The organism is Paracoccus onubensis (assembly GCF_003591515.1).
Classification (GTDB): Bacteria; Pseudomonadota; Alphaproteobacteria; order Rhodobacterales; family Rhodobacteraceae; genus Paracoccus; species Paracoccus onubensis.
Genome location: NZ_QZCG01000005.1, coordinates 169,528 through 188,735 on the forward strand (window position 1 = coordinate 169,528; position 19,208 = coordinate 188,735).

General features: G+C 60.6%; 16 protein-coding genes and 1 pseudogene. 11 read left to right on the forward strand and 6 right to left on the reverse strand.

Translation table 11 applies throughout. The features are described 5' to 3' along the window. Positions 1–68 precede the first annotated feature (68 nt). The 4 genes from D3P04_RS08840 to D3P04_RS08855 all read left to right on the forward strand — a co-directional run bounded on the left by D3P04_RS08840 (position 69) and on the right by D3P04_RS08855 (position 3,604). Positions 69–1,346 carry a cytochrome P450 gene (locus D3P04_RS08840; RefSeq protein ID WP_119747963.1) on the forward strand — a complete coding sequence of 426 codons (1,278 nt, stop codon included), beginning with the start codon at positions 69–71 and terminating at the stop codon, positions 1,344–1,346. A 21-nt stretch (positions 1,347–1,367) separates the two neighbouring features. After that, entirely contained in the window at positions 1,368–1,556 is a 189-nt protein-coding gene (locus D3P04_RS08845; protein WP_119747965.1) for a ferredoxin, read from the forward strand. 2 nt (positions 1,557–1,558) lie between these two features. Further along, positions 1,559–2,755 carry an NAD(P)/FAD-dependent oxidoreductase gene (locus tag D3P04_RS08850; protein ID WP_119747967.1) on the forward strand — a complete coding sequence of 399 codons (1,197 nt, stop codon included), beginning with the start codon at positions 1,559–1,561 and terminating at the stop codon, positions 2,753–2,755. 279 nt (positions 2,756–3,034) lie between these two features. After that, a complete protein-coding gene (locus tag D3P04_RS08855) occupies positions 3,035–3,604 on the forward strand; it encodes a hypothetical protein (protein ID WP_119747969.1) in 570 nt (189 codons plus the stop codon). A gap of 222 nt (positions 3,605–3,826) precedes the next feature. Here the strand turns inward: D3P04_RS08855 and D3P04_RS08860 are convergent, their stop codons facing one another. From D3P04_RS08860 to D3P04_RS08870, 3 genes are read right to left on the reverse strand one after another with little or no spacing between them, the layout of a single operon-like run. Next, positions 3,827–4,306, reverse strand: a complete 480-nt coding sequence (locus tag D3P04_RS08860; RefSeq protein ID WP_119747971.1) for a hypothetical protein — start codon at positions 4,304–4,306, stop codon at positions 3,827–3,829. A gap of 32 nt (positions 4,307–4,338) precedes the next feature. Continuing rightward, positions 4,339–4,764, reverse strand: coding sequence for a lysozyme inhibitor LprI family protein (locus D3P04_RS08865; protein WP_232844953.1), 426 nt, complete (start codon positions 4,762–4,764; stop codon positions 4,339–4,341). Next, entirely contained in the window at positions 4,754–5,863 is a 1,110-nt protein-coding gene (locus D3P04_RS08870; RefSeq protein WP_119747973.1) for a transporter substrate-binding domain-containing protein, read from the reverse strand. Before D3P04_RS08870 ends, D3P04_RS08865 begins: the two co-directional genes overlap by 11 nt. A 239-nt stretch (positions 5,864–6,102) precedes the next feature. Between D3P04_RS08870 and D3P04_RS08875 the strand changes: the two genes are divergently transcribed. Genes D3P04_RS08875 through D3P04_RS08895 form a run of 5 tightly spaced genes read left to right on the forward strand, consistent with a single transcriptional unit; the run spans position 6,103 to position 13,956 of the window. After that, positions 6,103–6,519 (forward strand): hypothetical protein, encoded by a 417-nt coding sequence (locus D3P04_RS08875; RefSeq protein WP_119747975.1) that lies wholly within the window; start codon positions 6,103–6,105, stop codon positions 6,517–6,519. Positions 6,520–6,543: 24 nt separating this feature from the next. Beyond that, complete coding sequence (locus D3P04_RS08880) at positions 6,544–8,781, forward strand: acyl-CoA dehydrogenase (RefSeq protein ID WP_119747977.1); 2,238 nt, start codon at positions 6,544–6,546, stop codon at positions 8,779–8,781. Next, positions 8,778–10,061, forward strand: coding sequence for an acetyl-CoA C-acetyltransferase (locus D3P04_RS08885; protein ID WP_119747978.1), 1,284 nt, complete (start codon positions 8,778–8,780; stop codon positions 10,059–10,061). Before D3P04_RS08880 ends, D3P04_RS08885 begins: the two co-directional genes overlap by 4 nt. Next, a complete protein-coding gene (locus D3P04_RS08890; protein ID WP_232844938.1) occupies positions 10,058–12,127 on the forward strand; it encodes a 3-hydroxyacyl-CoA dehydrogenase NAD-binding domain-containing protein in 2,070 nt (689 codons plus the stop codon). Before D3P04_RS08885 ends, D3P04_RS08890 begins: the two co-directional genes overlap by 4 nt. Further along, on the forward strand, positions 12,124–13,956 hold the full coding sequence (locus D3P04_RS08895) for an acetyl-CoA hydrolase/transferase C-terminal domain-containing protein (protein ID WP_119747980.1): 1,833 nt from the start codon (positions 12,124–12,126) through the stop codon (positions 13,954–13,956). The genes D3P04_RS08890 and D3P04_RS08895 overlap by 4 nt, the downstream gene beginning before the upstream one ends. Before the next feature lie 137 nt (positions 13,957–14,093). On the opposite strand, the gene D3P04_RS08900 is transcribed toward D3P04_RS08895, so the two are convergent. The 3 genes and pseudogenes from D3P04_RS08900 to D3P04_RS08910 form a co-directional block, all read right to left on the reverse strand. Continuing rightward, positions 14,094–14,558, reverse strand: a complete 465-nt coding sequence (locus D3P04_RS08900; protein ID WP_232844939.1) for a porin family protein — start codon at positions 14,556–14,558, stop codon at positions 14,094–14,096. A 195-nt stretch (positions 14,559–14,753) separates the two neighbouring features. Then, on the reverse strand, positions 14,754–15,371 hold the full coding sequence (locus D3P04_RS23325) for a ChaN family lipoprotein (RefSeq protein ID WP_232844940.1): 618 nt from the start codon (positions 15,369–15,371) through the stop codon (positions 14,754–14,756). Positions 15,372–15,432: 61 nt separating this feature from the next. Then, positions 15,433–17,295: pseudogene (locus D3P04_RS08910) on the reverse strand (TonB-dependent receptor domain-containing protein); the annotation flags it as partial. Between the two features lie 347 nt (positions 17,296–17,642). Between D3P04_RS08910 and D3P04_RS08915 the strand changes: the two are divergent. Beyond that, positions 17,643–18,140, forward strand: a complete 498-nt coding sequence (locus D3P04_RS08915; RefSeq protein ID WP_119747986.1) for an RNA polymerase sigma factor — start codon at positions 17,643–17,645, stop codon at positions 18,138–18,140. A gap of 52 nt (positions 18,141–18,192) precedes the next feature. After that, positions 18,193–19,125: a FecR family protein gene (locus D3P04_RS08920; RefSeq protein ID WP_119747988.1), complete on the forward strand. Its 933-nt coding sequence runs from the start codon at positions 18,193–18,195 to the stop codon at positions 19,123–19,125. The last annotated feature ends 83 nt before the right edge of the window (positions 19,126–19,208 follow it).

Consider the following 19,208-nt stretch of genomic DNA (forward strand, 5'->3'; position numbering starts at 1 on the left):
AGCAGCCGACCGCCCGGTCGGTCGGTCGGTAAGCAGATTCGCCACGTGAATAGCAAAGGCTCATTCCAATGCAGCACACGAACGTTAAATCGAAATGCCCGTATTCCAGCGAGGCTGTTGACGACATCTCGCTGTTGAGCCCGGCCGCCCGTGCCTGCCCCTACGGCGCCTATGCCCGCATTCGCGCTGAAGAGCCCATAAAATATCTGGCTGATCAGGATCTTTGGATCGTCAGCAAATACGAGGATGTGGAATACATCCTTTCCAATCCCGAGAAATTCAGCTCCAAGGAAGCCCTGTCGAGCGGGAATGCCTATCGCGATTTCCCGAAAGCACTGGAAATCCTTAAACAGTCACGCGCCCAGCCACGTCAAAGAACTCTGATCCTCGCTGATCCGCCCGAACACGGCTTTCACCGCAAGATCGTGCAGCGTGCGTTGTCCCCTGCCAAGACACTTCGCGCCTTTGCCCCGACGATCGAGGCACGTGTTAACGGGTTTATCGATAAGTTCATCGAAACCGGTCGTTTCGAAGTTGTCAGCCAGTTTTCAATTCCGTTGCCGATGGCATTGGTCAGTATGATCTTTGATGTCAGCGAAGAGCAAGTCTACAAAATGAAGCGCTGGTCGGATAATTTTTTTGCCGCCCTGACCGGCCATGTCCACGAAGAGATCGTAATCAACGCAGCCAAGGATACTCTTGTCTTCGAGAATTTTGTGCTTGATCGCGTCGCACAGTGCCGCAAAACCCCCTCGGACTGCTTCATAGGACGACTGCTGCAACAGCCTGAAGACGAACGCCCTCTTACCGATGCCGAAATCATCAATATCTGCTCCCAAGTTCTGGTCGGCGGAAACGAGAGCACGATCAACTTCATCTCGAACCTGGTTTACCAGATTGCCAGCACTATCGGGCTGGAGGAGCGACTGCGTGAAGACCCGGCCCGCATAGAGGATCTGCTGGAAGAAAGTCTTCGACATGAACCACCACTGCAGGCGATGTATCGTATTACCCGCAGCGAAATGGAGATTGGTGGTGTCAGGATACCCAAAGCTGCGAAATTGATGCTGAATTTCGGTTCCGCCAATCGCGACGAGACATTCTATGAAGATGGCGACGAATTCGATCTGGATCGCGATAACCGTGAAACCCTGCATATGGCTTTCGGCCGGGGAATCCACGCCTGCGCCGGTCAGACCATCGCCCGTCGTGAAGGCAAGATCGCCATCAACGTCTTGCTGTCACGCCTGCGCAACTTGCGCATCGCGGATGACATCCCGCCTGTACGCAATAAACTTTTCGGCGTGCGCGGCTTTCAAAGCCTGCATGTCATCTTCGATCACTAAGCCAAACCGGGAGATAGCCAAATGGTCAAAGTTAAAGTCGATATGAACCTTTGCGAATATCACGGACAATGCGTCTTCGTCGCACCGAAAGAGTTCCAGTTCGATGATAACGACGAGCTGGTCTATTCCGAAGAAGTGCCCGAGGAGGCACGCGCCCGCGTCGAAAAAGCCGCCAAGGCTTGTCCTCAACTCGCAATCAAGGTGGAATAATAATGTCCGGCCGGGATCAATTTGTCATTATCGGCGCTTCTTTGGCGGGTCTGCGCGCCGCCGAGGCACTGCGTGAATACGGTTATGACGGAAACATCTCGATCATCGGCGCCGAGAACTCAGCGCCTTACAACCGCCCACCGCTTTCCAAACAGCTCCTCACCGGTCAACAGGATTTTGATGAACTCACGTTCCCGGTCGCCGAGGATCTCGACCTCAACTGGTATCTGGGCATATCGGCAACCGGTCTCGATATTGCCAAACGCGAAGTGAAACTGAGCACCGAGAACTCGTTGAGATATGATCGGTTGCTGATCGCGACCGGTGTCGACCCGATTGTCCCTCCGCTTCCGAACGTGGATCTGCCGGGCATCCATGTCTTGCGCAGGATCGAAGATGCAAAACAGCTTCGAACTGACATGAATGCGGGCGATCACCTGGTCATTGTGGGCGCGGGCTTCATTGGCTGTGAGGTCGCGGCCAGTGCCCGCACATTAGGGCTGGATGTAACGATCATCGATCAGGCTGATCAGCCGATGGCACGGGCTCTCCCGTCCGAAATCGCACAGGTTTTCCGCCACATACATGAAGAAGAAGGCGTCAGGTTCCGGTTTGGTCGCACAGTTACCGGATTGACTGGCGAGGATCGTGTTCGGGCTGTTATCCTTGATGATGGCGAAACGATCGATGCCGATCACATATTGATTGGCATCGGTTCGCGCCCAACAACCCACTGGCTGGAGGGTTCCGGCCTCATCCTGCGCAATGGCGTCGTTTGCGACGCCTTCTGCCGAGCCATGAACGGCGAAGGCAGGGTTGCCGCTGCCGGAGATGTCGCCGTTTTCACCCACCGGGGCTACAACAATTCCGAAATGCGCATCGAGCACTGGACCAACGCGGCCCAGCAAGGTGCTGCTGCCGCGCTTTCCCTGATGGACGAACACAGCCCACCATATACCCCCCTACCGTCGTTCTGGACCGATCAATACAGTTATAAGCTGCAGTCGATTGGCGTGCCTGGGGTTGCAACCCGTTTTCAGGTTGTCTCGGGTAGCCTCGCAGACAGAAAATTCCTAGTAGAGTGCTTGAAGGATGACGAATTAGTGGGTGTTTTTGCCTTGAATATGGCACCTCGTATGGCGAGCTATCGAAGACGAATGGAAATCAAGATGACTCAACAAAATTGCCAAAGATCATAGTAGATCGTCTTGGTGTTGTCCTCTACGATGACGCGGATGTCGTGCCATTCGGTGATCGCCTCACCGCCGTTCGTTATCAAGTTTGTGAGGTTGGGATTCATCGCAAATCTGCAGGCTTACGCAATTCAGCTCGCCGCCTTCCACGACGACATGACGATGCGCCATATCGGGCCGGGACCGGCTGCTCACTTAGCTTATTGCCCATAGTCTGGAGTCGATAATCAAGATAATGTACGAGAATTACAAGGAATTGCCACACGAAGAAGGACAGATACCTGCATGGACGCCTACGGCCATCTTCGGATCCTCGTCAGCCTGATCCTTGGCCTGGCAATCACGCGCGTCCTGTCGGGGTTGTCTCGGCGCATCCAGTTTCCCACCCGCACCGAAGGCATGTTCGCCCAGATCACCTGGGCTTTCGTGATCCTGCTCGGTGCCGTGCATTTCTGGTGGTGGGAATTCGGCCTGCGCCGCGTCATAGACTGGCATTTCGGTACCTATGTCTTTATCCTCAGCTATGCCTCACTGCATTTTCTCATGGCCACGCTGCTCTTTCCGGACGCGCTGCCGGAGCATGTCGAGAGTGAAAGCTTTTTCATGCGTCGCCGGCGCTGGTTTTACGGTCTTTTCGCGCTGTCTTTCGTCTTCGACCTGTTCGACACGCTGATAAAGGGACAGGCCCATCTGCAAGGGCTGGGACACGAATATCTGCTGCGGCTGTCGTTCGGTATGATCATCGCGGTAGCGGCACTGCGGGCCAGGACGTTGCGTGGCGTAACCCTCAGCGGGCTTATCTGGCTGGTCTATGATCTCAGCTGGATCGCGCGCCGCCAATACGGTCTCGATTAGAATAATAGCGCGGCGCGTTGCATAAATCGACGGAGTAGGCGAGTTTCATGTTACGTCCTCCCCGTCGAAGGATACCGGAAACACATCTGAACATCACACGGCCTGACGTGAATCTCCTTGCCCGCCACGATCAATGCCAATGCAGCGCAACGGGCATCGTTGCGACCACATCCGCAAGCGAACCGTCAATGACATCGCAACTGATCAGATTGTCGCTGCCACTCAACCGGGCGGTGAAGATGTCGGCGTTGACCCCTGGTTCTCCCCTACATCATCGATGATAACATGCGCAAAGCAGGTGGCCAGTTCCTCGGGGGTGCCCAATGCTTCTGCCCATGCGATCAGCTCGGGACGATCGGAAGGATCGGCCCAGCCGCCCCACACGTCCCGAAATTCCTTGAGGCCATCAATCTCCTCAAAGAAAAACATGCCGATATCGGCCGTCGGCACTGCAGCTTCAACCGCACTCCAATTGCCGCTTTCCAGGTAACTGTAAATCTCGACATCGGAGGGTTGCAGCTGCTCCGAGCCTTCCAGACCTTCCGAAACCGTTTCTGCGATCAGCTTCGTATAATCCTGCGTACGCGGATCCGTGAGATCCGTATCGACCCCGGCACAGGGGGAATCCGCATAAGCCGCCCCGGCCAGTGCCGCAATACCCTGAAACGCAAGGCCGGATATGATTGCTTTAAAGCCTATCATGATCCCTCCGTTCTTTGATCGATTTGCATGGTTCAGCCCGCCGGTGGCAACGGACAACTCAGATCGCCTTCCGGGCAATCCAGATACAGCCGGAGAGCGTCTATACGTTGTTGTGTCAACTCATCGAGACACATTGCCTGAACCATCGGAGCAACAGTGCCACCGGCAGCTGCCGAGGCCGAAAAGCTGCATTCGGCATCGCGGAAAGTTATCCAGGCGCGTTCCGCTTGGGCGAGAAGTTCCCTACGATCGGCGTCGTCATTCAATCGATGCTCGATTTGCTGATATATCCTGTTCAGCTCGGCATCAGAGGCTTGATAAGCCTTTTGCGCACATTCGGTCATCGTCGCCTGATCTGCCGCATCCTCGCACTGATCCGCGTGCACAGGATGCAGTGTCAGGGCGATAAATGCAGAGCTCAGTAAAACATGTTTCATGAAATTTTCCTTATTCATCATCACCGAAATATTGCTCCCTGATCTGTTCGATGCGGCCGCTTTCATGCGCTCCGATCAATTCGACAGTCAGCGGACGCGTGAGCGGACTCTCGTGAACCAGCCCGAAGACATATTTGTCGGGCGCGAAAATCGGCCCGACCACGGTGACAGGCTGTTGCGGATTGGTATGGGCATAATATTCGAGAACTGGGGCGTCGTCGATGATCGCATCAATACGCCCGTTCAGGAGAGCATCCATAGCCTCGTCGATATGCTCGAAAGGACGTGTGTTGATGCCAAGCTCCCGGGCATAATCATCCGCCGCGCTGCCGGGCTGGACTCCGACGGTACGACCGGACAGATCTGCCACGCTGTTGATCTGGCTGGTCAGCGACAATGTCGTCATGACGCTGGTGACCGACGAGGTCACATAGGCCAGAACAGCGATGCCGCAGACAAGCCATAACCCTTGCCAGACGCGGCCAAGCCAGCCGAACAGGTTTTTCCGCGATGGCGGTCTGCCGGAGGTCGCGACCGACATGACCGAGTAGAAGCTTTCGGCGATACCGTCGCGCCAGCGATGTGGAAAATCCTTGTCGAAATGGCGATCGAACAGCGTCATGAGAAATGTGGCCGCAATGATGACCAGAGCGATCCAGCCATAGGCGCGCAGATGACCCGTTTCACTCAGTCCTGAAAGGATATCCGAGAAGCCGGCGCTGCGATCATCATTGACCATGATGCGTTGGCCGGCATCGAACCAGGGATGGGTGAAATCGATACGCTCGGCGCGATCCCTCGTCGCGCTCATATTGGTCACGGCAATATCAACCTGCCCCGAGGCCGTCGCATCCACGAGTTCACCGACATTGTCGAACTCGATATATTCACTTTCCACGTCACGCTGGTCGGCCAGCCACTCCCATAAATCGATGGCCATACCCTGATAATGGCCATCCTCATTCATCACGAATGGCGGGTGAACATAAACGCCGACAGCCAGTGGCGCAGGGGTAGGAGTTGTCTCGATCGTCTCATCAGTCTGTGCATCGGCCGATAATATTCCGGCAGCAACAAGAAGGACGGCAAAGAAAACTGAAACGGCGGCGCGATTGGGCATAAGATAACGTAAATGCTTCATTTTTGTGAAAAGAAAGGCTTTGCGGGATGTACAAATCACACAACCGGAGGGTTCGTCGTTTGTCAATACAATCAACCCATTCTTCGTAAGGACGCTGATGAGGTCTATCTTCGCGCGACGTTCCCGAACTGCGCGAGTTGGGAAAACCCGAGATCGCGCCGCGGCTTGAGACCGAGCGCCTGACCGAACCCTAATATTCCTGGCGGGTCGTGCGCTCGATGGTGGAGGACGAAGTCGCATTGGAGGTGGTGAACGATGATGCCAGTTACCGGATTCCCGAAATCGACCTGATCATCCGCCGCCGGACGGAAGAACGCTACAGTTTCCGCGACGCGGATTTCACGTCGCTATGCGGCATGACCGCCACGAAACGCGGCTTTTCCCGGGCCGATTGCTCGGTCTGCACCAATACACGCACGATTTTGACCTGCGACGAGGTGAATTTCTACATCCACGCCACATTGGATGCTTATGAAGAAGAAAAACGCATATATTCGCAAAACTGGAATAAGACCATTCCGCGCGACATGATGTGCCCGTGGCTTGCCGGCTGGCACGATCGTTCCAACGGTAACCCGCCGGGAAAGCGCCTGACTGCCCGCAGCTATGGAACCCGGCTTTCCGCAGGCGGTTGAGTTCCGAGGAGGTAAGGAGGTATCATGACTGGCTTTCGCAAAGACCGGATCAGCCGCCCGATCCGCAGATGGGCCAAACGCGCCCTGCCGCAACTATCCGCGACCGAGGCGGAAGCGCTTGGCGCGGGCGAGGTGTGGTGGGATGCCGAACTGTTTTCGGGCAATCCCGGCTGGGACAAGCTGCATTCGACGGCGACCCCGAAACTGACCGCCGAGGAACAGGCTTTCATCGACGGCCCCTGCCGCGAACTTTGCGGCATGATCGACGATTGGCGGGTGAACCAGACCGATGCCGATCTCTCTCCCGAAATCTGGCGGCATATGCGCCGGCACCGGTTTTTCGGCATGATCATCGGCAAGGAACACGGCGGCCTTGGCTTCTCGGCTTTTGCCCATTCCGAGGTGGTGCGCTATATCTCGACCCGCTCGGTGGCGGCGGCGGTGACGGTGATGGTCCCGAATTCGCTTGGCCCGGGCGAGCTGCTGCACCAGTTCGGCACCGATGCGCAGAAGGGTCACTGGCTGCCCCGGTTGGCCGATGGCCGCGAATTGCCCGCCTTCGGTCTGACCAGCGCCGAGGCCGGATCGGATGCCTCGGCCATGCGCGACGAAGGCATCGTCGAAAAAGGGATGTGGGACGGGCAGGAGGTTCTGGGCATCCGCCTGAACTGGGCCAAACGCTATATCACCCTTGCGCCGGTCTGCACGGTGCTGGGTCTTGCCTTCAAGCTGCGCGATCCGGACGGCCTGCTGGGTGACGACGAAGACATCGGCATCACCTGCGCATTGGTTCCGACCGATCTGCCGGGGGTGGAAACCGGCCGACGGCATATTCCGTCGACCACGATGTTCATGAACGGCCCGACGACCGGCAAGGATGTCTTCATCCCGCTGGATCATATCGTCGGTGGACCGGAATATGCCGGGCGCGGCTGGATGATGCTGATGAGCGCGCTTGCCGCCGGACGCGGCATATCCCTGCCCTCGATGGGCTGCGCGGCGATTTCGGTTTCGGCCCATGTGACCGGGGCCTATGCCCGCATCCGCCAGCAGTTCAACCTGCCGATCGGAAAATTCGGAGGCATCCAGCAGCCCATGGCGCGGCTTGCGGCCGATGCCTATGTGATGGAATCCGCCCGCCGCCTGACCTGCGCGGGCCTTGATCAGGGCCGCGCCTTATCGGTCATTTCCGCGATCATGAAGGCCCATGCCACGGCCCGCATGCGCGAGGCGGTGAATGATGCAATGGACGTGCATTCCGGCAAGGCGGTCATCGACGGCCCGTCGAACTATCTGTTACCCCTGTATCGCGCCGTACCCATCGGCATCACGGTCGAGGGCGCCAATATCGTCACCCGCGCACTGATCATCTTCGGCCAGGGCTCGATCCGTGCGCATCCGCATCTGCTGGACGAGATGCAGGCCCTGCAGATCGAGGACGAAGAGGAAAGCCTGGATGCTTTCGACCGGGCGTTCTGGGCGCATGTCGGCCATGCGCTGCGAACAGCGGGACGGGCATGGTGGCGGGCATGGTCCGGTGCGCGGTTTGTGTCCGTGCCCGGCGATGCGGGCGCCACGGCGCCGATCTACCGGCAATTGTCGCGCTGGTCGGCGGCGATGGCGTTAGTCGCGGAACTGGCTTTCCTGACCATGGGCGGGGCGTTGAAACGCAAGGAGATGATCTCGATCCGCATGGGTGACGCCCTGTCCGAGATGTATCTGCTGTCAGCGGCACTGAAGCGGTGGCGCGACGACGGACAGCCGGCCGAGGATCTGCCGCTGCTGGAATATGCCGCCGCGCGTGGTTTTGCCAGTATCCGCGACTCGCTGGATCAGGTGCTGCGAAACTTTCCCGCCCGATGGGCCGCCGCTATCGGCCGGCTCCTGACCCTGCCCGGCGGCGGCTCCCGCGCGCCGGACGATCTGCTGGTCGAACGCTGCGCCGGGCTGATCTTTTCGCCCTCGCCCACCCGCGACCGGATCGTCGGGCGGTTGGACGACGGCTGCGCGCATGGCGGTGTCGGCTTGCTGAATCGCGCCTTCGCCGCCGTGACGAGCCTTGCGCCGGTCACGACGAAGCTGCGCGAGGCCGGGCACGATCCCGACAGCGGGTTGGCGGCCGGGCTGATCTCTCAGGCGGAAAGGACGCAGCTTGCCGAAATGGAGGAACTCGTCGCGCAGGTCATCGCCGTCGACGATTTCACGCCCGGGGAACTGGCTCGGTTCTATCCCGGCGACAAAGTCAAAGAGGCCGCGCAATGACCCGGGCCGTCTATCTGGTGGATGGCGCGCGCACGCCCTTCCTGAAGGCGCGAGGCAAGCCCGGCCCCTTCACCCCGGTCGATCTGGCGGTGCAATGCGGCCGGCCCCTGCTGGCGCGGCAGCCATTCGGGGCCGACCTGATCGAACTGGTGATCCTGGGCTGCGTCAATGTCATCGCCGATGAGATGAACCCCGCCCGCGTGGCCGCGCTGCGTCTGGGCCTGCCCGACAGCACCGTCGCGTTCAGCGTGCAGATCAATTGCGGATCGGGAATGCAATCCATCGACACCGCCTTGCGCTATATCCGCGAGGGCAGCCATGACATTATCCTGGCCGGCGGAACCGAGGCGCTGAGCCATGCCCCCCTTGTCCTGCGGCGGGAAGCGGTCGAATGGCTTGGCAGTCTGAACAATGCCCGGGACGTCGTGACGCGCGCCAAAGCGATGGCCGGGTTCCGGCCGCAATTCCTGAAGCCCGTCATCGGCCTTGAACGCGGCCTGACCGACCCGGTCACCGCTTTGAACATGGGCCAGACCGCCGAAATCCTTGCCCACCGTTTCGGCATCGACCGCGCAACCGCCGATGCCTATGCGCTGGACAGTCACCAACGGCTGACACAGGCGCAGGAACAGGGCTGGCTGGAGGATGAGGTGATGCCCGCCTTCGACCGCGACGGGAACGCCTATCCGCAGGATGACGGCGTGCGCCCCGACAGCGACATGCAGGGGCTGGCGAAACCGAAACCCGCCTTCGAGCCGCCTTACGGCAAGGTGACGGCCGGCAATGCAAGCCAGATCACAGACGGGGCAAGCTGGACGATCCTTGCCTCGGAACAGGCGGTGGAACGTCACGGGCTGTCGCCGCTGGCGCGGATCGTGGACAGCGAATGGGCGGCGCTTGACCCCTCGGTCATGGGGCTTGGCCCCGTCTTCAGCACGACGCCGCTTCTGCGGCGGCAGGGGCTTTCCTGCGGCGATATCGACCTGTGGGAAATCAACGAAGCTTTTGCGGCGCAGGTTCTGGCCTGTCTTGCGGCATGGCAGGACGCGGATTTCTGCCACGAGGTACTGGGACTTGAACAGCCCTTCGGGCGGATCGACCGCGACCGGCTGAATGTCGATGGTGGAGCGATCTCGCTTGGTCATCCGGTCGGCACCAGCGGCAACCGGATCGTGCTGCATCTGGCCAATGCCATGCGCCGCCTTGGCCATCGCCGCGGCATTGCCACCGAGTGCATCGGTGGCGGGCAGGGCGGCGCGATGCTGCTGGAGGCGGTATGATGGCAAACAAGGTTCTGGATTTCCTCGACAAGTCAAAGCTCGAACTTGGGCCACCCGGTACCGCCGCCGCCCATCATTGGCGACAGGCCGAGGATGACGGCATCGTCTGGCTGGTGCTGGATTGCCCGGACAGCCCGGTCAATATCGTGTCGGAAGAGGTTCTGACCGGCCTTGACGCGGCGCTGCGGAAACTGGCCGAGACGGTGCCACGGGCGCTGGTCATCCGCTCGGCCAAACCTGGCGGTTTCGCGGCAGGCGCGGATATCGACAGTTTCGACCGGATCAGCGGCGAAAGCGCCATCCGTCTGCTGGAACAGGGTCATGCCGTGCTGGACCGTCTGGAGGCCCTGCCCTGCCCGACCATCGCCGTCATTCATGGCGCAGCGCTTGGCGCGGGGTTCGAGATCGCGCTGGCCTGTGATCATCGCATTGCGATCGACGGCGCGAAATTCGCATTCCCCGAGGTGAATCTGGGCCTGCATCCGGGCCTTGGCGGCACGTTCCGGCTGACCGGGCTGATCGATCCCGTCGAGGCGATGACCCTGATGCTGACCGGTAAATCCGCGCATACGCAAAAGGCGAAAAAGCTGGGCATCGTCGATATCGTTACTCAGGAACGCCATGTCCGCGCGGCGGTCGGGGCCGTCGTCGACGGCAAGATCGATCCTCCGGCCAAAGGATTGAAGGCCCGCGCCTTCGCCTTGCGCAAGCTGCGCAGCCTCGCCGCCGCCCGGATGCGGGCCGAGGCCGAAAAGAAGGCGCCCCCGGCGCATTTCCCCGCACCCTATGCGTTGATCGATCTGTGGGAAATCCATGGCAATGACCCCGAAGCAATGCAGAAGGCCGAGATCGCCAGCTTTGCCGGATTGCTGGACAGCGAAACCTCGCGCAATCTGCGCCGCGTCTTTTTCCTGCGCCGGAGCCTGAAAAAGGATGGTGGCGGCGATGACGGGATCAGCCATGTTCATGTGATCGGCGCGGGCGAAATGGGCGCCGGCATCGCCGGCTGGGCCGCGATCCGGGGCAAGCGCGTGACCTTGGGCGATATCAGCCCCGAGGCGCTGGCCCGGGCGATCAGGCAGGTGGCACAGATTTGCCGCGACAGCCATCTGAACAGCATCGAGACACGCGACGCGCTGGACCGGCTGATGCCGGACCCGAAAGGTTACGGTTACGCCGGTGCTGATCTGGTGATCGAGGCTGTCCCCGAGGACGCGGATCTGAAGGCAAAAATCCATCGCGAGGCGGGTGCCCGCATGAAGCCGGGGGCGATCCTTGCGACGAATACTTCCAGTCTGGCGCTGGCGGAACTGGCGAAATCGGTGCCCGATCCCGCGCGTTTCGCCGGGCTGCATTTCTTCAATCCGGTCGCGAAGATGCAACTGGTCGAAATTGTCAGCCACGACCGCACCGCCCCCGATACCGCCGATCGCCTTGCGGCTTTTTGCGCCTCCATCGACCGGCTGCCCGCGGCCTTGCGCGATTATCCGGGCTTTCTGGTCAATCGCGCGTTGACGCCCTATCTGATGGAAGCGATGGTGCTGATGGATGAAGGCGTCCCGAAAGTGGTCATCGACCGCGCGGCGCTTGATTTCGGCATGCCGATGGGTCCGGTGACGCTGGCCGATCAGGTGGGCCTGGATATCTGTCTGGACGTGGCCGAAAGCCTGAAATCGGCGCTGGACAAACCGATGCCCGACATCAGCCCGCGCCTGCGCGAAAAAGTCGAGGCAGGCGAGACCGGCAAGAAGGCCGGGCGCGGCTTTTACGACTGGTCGAACGGCGCGCCGCATCCCCAGGCGACCGAGGCAGGCCCCGAGGATCTTCAGGACCGGCTGATCCTGCCGATGCTGGATGCCTGCATGGAATGCCTGCGCATGAATGTCGTGCGCAATGCCGATCAGGTGGATGGCGCGATGATCTTCGCCACCGGCTTCGCACCGTTCCGGGGCGGGCCGATGCATTACGCGAGGACGCGCGGCTTTGACCGGATCCGGGACAGGCTGGCGGAACTGGCGGATCGTCACGGTGAAAGGTTCCGCCCCGATCCGGGCTGGGACGAATGACACGGTTTCACGACGCCGATGCCATCGCGCGGGAAATCGTCAGGCGAACCGGCGGCACGATCCGGCTTGCGCTGCCGCTTGGTCTGGGCAAGCCGGTCCGGGTTGCGAATGCGCTGGTGCAGCTTGCCTGCGACGATCCCCGGATCGATCTGCTGATCTTCACCGCATTGACGCTGGAACGGCCCCGGCCCGGCAGCGGGATCGAGCGGCGCTTTCTGGAACCCGCGATGGACCGGCTGTTCGGCGCCTATCCCGGCCTGCTTTATGCCGATCTGCTGCGGCGCGGGGAATTGCCCGGCAATATCACCGTGAACGAATTCTTCTTCATGGCCGGTCGCTGGGGTAATGTCGCGCAGGCACAGCAGGATTATATCTCGGTCAATTATACCCATGCGCTTGGGCTTCTGGCCCGGCTTCGCCCGAATGTCGTAGCGCAACTGGTGGCCGAAGCGGACGGGCGGTTCAGCCTGTCGGGCAATACCGACATCTCGGCCGATCTGTTCCGGATGCGGCGCGACGGCATGCTGGATTTTCTGGCCGTGGCCGAAACCCATGCGGAACTGCCGTTTTTCGCCGGGCGCGATGCGGTCCTCGATCCCGGTGAATTCGCGCTGGTGCTTGACCGCCCCGATGATTACGAACTGTTTTCCGCCCCGAAACGCCCCGTCGATGACGCAAGCCATGCGATCGGGTTGCATGTCAGCCGCCTGATCGAGGATGGCGGCACATTGCAGATCGGCATCGGCTCGGTCGGCGATGCGGTGGCGAACGCCCTGCTTCTGCGCCATCACGACAAGGTCAAGGCCCTGCAGGCGGATTGTCCCTTCACCCTTCCGCAAGGTCAGGATGGGCCGTTCACGGCCGGGCTTTATGCCGTCACCGAGATGCTGGTCGGCGGATTGCTGGAACTGTTCGAGGCGGGCGTGATCGACCGCGAAGTCGATGGCTGCGCGATCCATGCCGGTTTCTTCGTCGAGACACGGGACTTCTATCGCCGCCTGCGCCAGATGGATCCCGGCCGCCTTGCCCGGATCGGTATGGTGCCGGTCAGCTTCACAAATCAACTGTATGGCGACGAATCCGGCAAACGCGCAGCGCGAAAAAAGGCGCGTTTCGTGAACGCGGCCATGCAGGTCTCCGTATTGGGCGATATCATGTCCGACGCCGTCGCCGACGGAAAGGTCATCAGTGGCATCGGCGGGCAGTTCAACTTCGTCGAGCAGGCTTTCGCGCTGGATGACGGGCGGGCGATCATCACCCTTCCGGCCACCCGGATGGCGGATGGCAGGCTTGGCAGCAATATCTCGTGGTCGCTGCCCTCGGTCAGCGTTCCGCGCCATATGCGCGATATCGTCGTGACCGAATATGGCATCGCCGATCTGCGCGGCAAGACCGATGCGCAGGTCATCGCCGCCCTGATCGCCATCGCCGACAGCCGTTTCCAGCCGAACCTTCTCCGGCGCGCGAAATCGGCAGGCAAGCTGCCCGAGAGTTTTCGCTTGCCCGTCACGGCCATGCGGAATTCACCGGAACGGCTGACCGAATGGCTGGATCCGCATCGGGCATCGCTTCCGCGCTTTCCCTTCGGCACCGATTTCGACGAGATCGAGCAGCAATTGCTGCCCGCGCTGTCTGTGCTGAAGGACCTTTCGGCAACCCTTCGGGGAAAGGCACGGCTATTGGCGGCAGCCCTTGGCAAGCATGCGTTGCCGGATGAGGAACGGGCGATGCGCCGCATGGGATTTGACGGCAGGCAGAGCGGCATGGAGGCTCTGGCCCTGCGCGGCGCGTTGCGCCTGAGCCGACGCTCTGGCGGCGAAACCATCTGACGGATATCGCTAAGGGCTAACGGGTCGAGGAACGACCCGCAGCCGCTGTTCCGCAGAGTTATCTCCGGTTTCACGGAATACCCGCCGGATCATACAGCGGAACCGGGATGACACGGGCGTTTCCTATCTCCACGGGATCAGAACGTCATGCGGGTCGTCAGGAAAAATGTGCGACCCGGCTCGGGATAGCCTTCGATCAGCTGGTAATCCCGGTCGAAAAGATTGCGGATGCCGAACACGACGCTGGCCTGATCGGTCGCCTGCCATTCGGCGTCCAGATTGGCCAGCCCGAAGCCACCCATGCGGGCATAGACGATCTTGCCCGGATCCTCGAGCTGGATCGCGCTTTCCGACAGGCGCGAGTTGGACAGCTCGATGGAGGGCGAGATGGTCAGATTGTCCATCGCCTGCCAGTCCAGCCGCAGATATGCGTTGTGACGCGGCGTATCGGTAGCGCAATAATCGGCGCGGACCGGATCGGAGATCCCGCGATCCAGCCAGGTGTAGTTCGCCACCAGTCCCAGCCGATCGCCGATATTGCGGCTTTGCGACAGGGCCTCGCCTTCATCGTTCAGATCGCCCGTCGGAACGGACTGGATCATATCCTTGACCTTGCTGTAGCGCCAAATGCCTCGCCGTTCCGTCGTTTTCGGCCCGCCGAACGACACGGCCCCCATTCGGCGCTACAGCCCGATATATCCCGGTTGGCGAGGGTGACTTACAACTTCCGTTAAACCGATCATGCCGTCGATCCGGGTTTTGATCGGTTCCGGCCCGGAACTACTGTCGCGGTCGCGCTACGGATTCCTGAGCAGCATGGTCGCATCGGCGGCATTCGGATCGCAAAGCTCGTCCATATCTGCCGGCACGGCAACGAAACTCTCTGCTAGTCCAAGATCGCGCAGTTGCCACGGCACGCCGCCGCCATATTGGATATGGCCTTTCCCCATGACGCCAATGGCAAGCCGGTCCGGGTTCTGCGCCACGGAATCCGCCAGACGAGATGCAAAGGCCCGGTCCCAGACTTCCTGGGCCGCCACGAAATTGTCGAATGCGGGGTCATCCGGGGCTTGCGCCTTGCGATCCGGCCGGCTTCCACCGGTCAGTTCGAAAATGAATCGACGATAGGCCATGGGCGAGACGGCCGGGCGGGTCAGCCCCTCTTTCAGATCATCCGATGTGCCGTCCCAGCCCGATGCACCAACCGAGCGCACGAGATCTCTTTTGACGTTCAGACCGATCATGGGAATCTGCATATCCCGGCAGAAATGAAACAGCGGCATATAAAGTTCGGCCGGGAACCCCCAGACGCTGGCCCAGTCCACACGCAACAGGAATTCTTCTTCGGTCAGGCCGCCGGCGACCCATTCGGCCAATATCGGATTGGCACGGGCGGGAAACATCTCGAAGCCCATCGTGATCTGGCGCAGTCCGGCCAAAGCCGCCGCGACATACAACTGCCAGCGATGATGCCATCAGACGCAAAGTATCGCTGATCTCGTAGCGGCCTTCCAGCTCCAGCCCCCAGATATGCACCGATGACAGATTGCGATAGGTATAATCGGTGGTTCCCGGCGGGTTGTAGAATTCCTCGATGAAATTGTCGTAATCGGCACTGAAGGCGGTAATGCCGAAAAATCCGCGTTCCGTTTCACGGCGCAGCCCGGCCTCGATGCTTTTGACTTTCTCGGGCTCAAGATCCGGTGCGGGGATCAGATCGAAGAACGCGCCCGGCACGGAAGTATAAAGCTGCTGCGCGGTCGGCATCTTGAAACCTTCGCCGTAATGCCCCCAGATTTGCCAGCCGTCGCCGAAACGGTACAATGCGCCAAGGCTTTTCAGCAGGGTTTCATCCTCGCGCATACGCGGCTCGGAACCTTCGATCACCTGATAATCGGCATTGGGCCGCGGATCCATCCTGTATGTCGCAAAGCGCAGCCCGGGCGTGATTTCCAGCGCGCCATCCAGAAGCGATATGCTGTCCTGCACATATATATCGGCGCGGCGGATATCCGCGTTGGCAAAGTTGAAGCCACCCGCCGGCGATTCGGTTACGGCACCGGTGGTCAGATTATTGACGACATCCAGCCTGCTGTAATCGATCCTGGCGCGATCGCCGTCGAAACCCCAGGTCACGGTATGGTGCGCCGCCCCGGTCTCAAAGCGCGAGGTCGCCTGAATATCCAGTTCAAGGTAATCCTCTTCATAACTCAGATAATCATCGGTGATAAGCTGATCGCCGGTCGCCGATGTGCTCCATTTCCGGCCGTGGCGGTCGTAACCGTTTGGCGAAAAGGCAAGCGTGGTCTTGATTTCATCCACGAAACGGCTTTCCGGTTTCCAGATATGTTCAAGCGCAAACCGCTTGCGGTACAAATCTTTCTCGCGGTGGTAATTATGATTGACTTCGCCTGTCGGAAGGCCGGTCACCGTCGAATAGACCGGGCCCAGCGTATTGTTATATTCAACCGCCGTATCGCGCTTGAGCCACTCGACCGAGAATTCCAGCCGGTGTTCATCGCCACGTTCCCAAACCGCCTTGCCCAGCAGCCGGGTTGCCTGAATATCCGCGGGGTTCAGCTCGCCGCATGTCGTGGCTCCGTAATCGACATTGCGCGGACAACCGTAGATCCCGCCATCGTCGCGGGCATTGGACAATTCGGCTTCATGTGCGTCGGTGCGCGATACGCCAAGCATGACCGACAGATCCTTGCCCATCCTTTGCGCAAACGCACCGGCAATCGAGCTGCTGTTATTCAACGTGTCATGTGACATCCGGGCGGTGCCGCCGAAATCGCGGCCCTGCAGCAGATCGTCGGGATCGATCGTCTCGACCGCCACAACGCCTCCAAGCGCATCGGCACCCCACAGGACCGATGCCGGACCCTTGGCGATCTCGACCTGTCTGGTGAAACTCAGATCCAGATAATCGCGGGTGCCGTCGGTGATCCGTTCGGGAACACGGGATCCATCGACCAGCATCTGAACGCGGTTGCCGCCGACACCGCGTATGGTGAACCCGCCAAAGGTGTTGAACGGATCCGTGGCCGAGGTCTGGCGCGAGACTTCGACGCCGGGTGTATAACGCACCAGCTTCTGCATGTCGTCCAGACCACGTTCGCCGATCTCGGTACCATCTATGATCGAAACCGAGGCCGGGACCTCATCCGGATCGGTGCCCTGCCGGTCGGCCAGCAGGGTGATGGGAGCAAGTATCACTGGGCTCTGTTCATCCTGTCCCGCATCCACCTGTTGTGAATGAGCCTGGGAAAACGAGAGCGCAGCCATCAATGCCGTCGTCGCCCGCAACATTGCGAGCCTGCGCGGTTCAGCAGACATTTCAAACCCTTCCAGTAAGCTGCGGCTTGCTGGCTCGGGCTGGCATTTCGCGGATTGCGATCCAGTTCGGTCGATCCCGGGAAATTGTCAAGTAGCCAAAAAACTTTTTTATCAGAAGACTTTATATTGTCACATACGACCAGTGCTGACAGCGGGGCCGGGCGATATCTGTCACGCGGCACCGCCGGAACGCCACAAGCAGTCGGAATATGGCCAGATGATTTCGTTCTTGCGAACAATCAGACGGCCGATGTATTGCTGATAGAAACAGTAGGAAATCATCATGGCTCCGAAACCGGAGCCTTATCGGATCCGTCGAACCGACCTGGCGGCGTGAGGGCTTTTGATTGGCGTGGGACATTCAGACATTGTTCAGACGCTACGCGGGTGAGTTGACCGGCTCCCTGCGGCGTGGCGGCATGTCCGACGATATGGCCTCCGACATCACGCAGGACGCTTTTCTTCGCATGATGACCGCCAAACCAGGTGGCGAGGCGCATAATCCCCGCGCCTATCTTTACCGGATCGCCCGCAATCTGGTGATCGATCACGAAAGGCGGGGCCGAACGGTCACGATACAGCATATCGGCGATCAGGCGCTGCACCAGATCGCCGATCCCGCGCCCGGCGCCGAAACCATCATCTATGACCGGCAGCGGATCAGGATCGTCATCCGCACATTGGCGGAACTGCCCGAGCGAACCCAGCTTGCCTTCAGATTGCACCGGCTGGACGGCCTGAGCAATGCCGAGATCGGCCAGCGCATCGGCCTCTCCACCACCCAGACATGGATATTGATCCGCGACGCATACCGGCATATCCGGGACCGGCTGCGGGATGTCTGACATTTCTCCGCCAGCGATGTCGTCAGCGGCCCAGCCATCCGCCAGGAAACCCATGTCCGACAAGCAGGCAGAAGAAGATCGGTTGTTCGACGAGGCGCTGGAGCTGATCCTGCGTCATCGCGACGATCCATCCGCGCCCGAGCAGGCACGGCGCTGGCGGATGATCAGCCCGGCGCATGAGGCGGCATGGGCGGAAGCGGCAGCGATCCACGGCATGACCGGGCAGGCATTGTCGGACCGGCACCGGCCCGAAGCCAGTCGTCATATCGGCCGCCGCGCGCTGCTTTTGGGCGGGTTGGCCGCTGGCGGCGCGCTGACCCTGCCTGGGCTGGTGACCCGGGCCCGCGCCGATTTCGTCACCTCGACCGCCGAGATCCGCCGCGTGCCCCTGCCCGATGGCAGCTTCGCTACGCTTGGCCCCGACACTGCGCTTGCGCTGCGTTTCGCGGATGACCGGCGCGGTGTCCGGCTGCTGTCCGGCATGGCCTTTTTCGAGATCGCCCGTGATCCTGCCCATGACTTCACCGCCAGTTCGGGATCTGTCATCGTCACCACCCGGCAATCGCGGTTCGAGCTTGGGCGCGATGCCCGGATGGTCAGCGTCGCCGTCGCGGATGGCGAGGTGGATGTGCAGCTGGATCGCGTTGCGGGCAGCCCGCAGGCGACACGCATCACCGGCGGCGAACGCCTGTCCTTCGGCCCGGACGGCGATCCCCGGATGGCAGAGCGCGCGCCGGATCAGGTCGCGGTCTGGCGAACCGGACTGATCGTGGCCGAGAACGAGCCCGTCTCGGCCGTCGTGGCACGCATCGCCCGCTGGCAACCCGGCCGTGTCGTGCTGGCGGCGCAATCGCTCGCCGACGAACAGATCAGCGGTGTCTTCGATCTGGCGAACCCGATCATGGCGCTTGAGGCGGTGGTCCATCCCTATCATGGCAAGGTCCGCCAGATTTCACCCTATCTGACGGTTATCTCGCGCGTTTAAAGCGCTTCGGGTTTGATGCGGGACATCGGCAACCATTGCCTGCCATGGGGACCGCGCAGTGCCCCGCCGCGGATGGGCGCATG

Excerpts from the sequence above, each read along its gene's own strand:
- D3P04_RS23325 (WP_232844940.1), bottom strand. The coding sequence starts at position 15,371 with ATGGGCTTCGAGATGTTTCCCGCCCGTGCCAATCCGATATTGGCCGAA.
- D3P04_RS08845 (WP_119747965.1), top strand. The coding sequence starts at position 1,368 with ATGGTCAAAGTTAAAGTCGATATGAACCTTTGCGAATATCACGGACAA.
- D3P04_RS08890 (WP_232844938.1), top strand. The coding sequence starts at position 10,058 with ATGATGGCAAACAAGGTTCTGGATTTCCTCGACAAGTCAAAGCTCGAA.
- D3P04_RS08850 (WP_119747967.1), top strand. The coding sequence starts at position 1,559 with ATGTCCGGCCGGGATCAATTTGTCATTATCGGCGCTTCTTTGGCGGGT.
- D3P04_RS08920 (WP_119747988.1), top strand. The coding sequence starts at position 18,193 with ATGTCCGACAAGCAGGCAGAAGAAGATCGGTTGTTCGACGAGGCGCTG.
- D3P04_RS08880 (WP_119747977.1), top strand. The coding sequence starts at position 6,544 with ATGACTGGCTTTCGCAAAGACCGGATCAGCCGCCCGATCCGCAGATGG.
- D3P04_RS08875 (WP_119747975.1), top strand. The coding sequence starts at position 6,103 with ATGGTGGAGGACGAAGTCGCATTGGAGGTGGTGAACGATGATGCCAGT.
- D3P04_RS08900 (WP_232844939.1), bottom strand. The coding sequence starts at position 14,558 with ATGATCCAGTCCGTTCCGACGGGCGATCTGAACGATGAAGGCGAGGCC.
- D3P04_RS08840 (WP_119747963.1), top strand. The coding sequence starts at position 69 with ATGCAGCACACGAACGTTAAATCGAAATGCCCGTATTCCAGCGAGGCT.
- D3P04_RS08895 (WP_119747980.1), top strand. The coding sequence starts at position 12,124 with ATGACACGGTTTCACGACGCCGATGCCATCGCGCGGGAAATCGTCAGG.
- D3P04_RS08885 (WP_119747978.1), top strand. The coding sequence starts at position 8,778 with ATGACCCGGGCCGTCTATCTGGTGGATGGCGCGCGCACGCCCTTCCTG.
- D3P04_RS08855 (WP_119747969.1), top strand. The coding sequence starts at position 3,035 with ATGGACGCCTACGGCCATCTTCGGATCCTCGTCAGCCTGATCCTTGGC.
- D3P04_RS08865 (WP_232844953.1), bottom strand. The coding sequence starts at position 4,764 with ATGATGAATAAGGAAAATTTCATGAAACATGTTTTACTGAGCTCTGCA.
- D3P04_RS08870 (WP_119747973.1), bottom strand. The coding sequence starts at position 5,863 with ATGCCCAATCGCGCCGCCGTTTCAGTTTTCTTTGCCGTCCTTCTTGTT.
- D3P04_RS08860 (WP_119747971.1), bottom strand. The coding sequence starts at position 4,306 with ATGATAGGCTTTAAAGCAATCATATCCGGCCTTGCGTTTCAGGGTATT.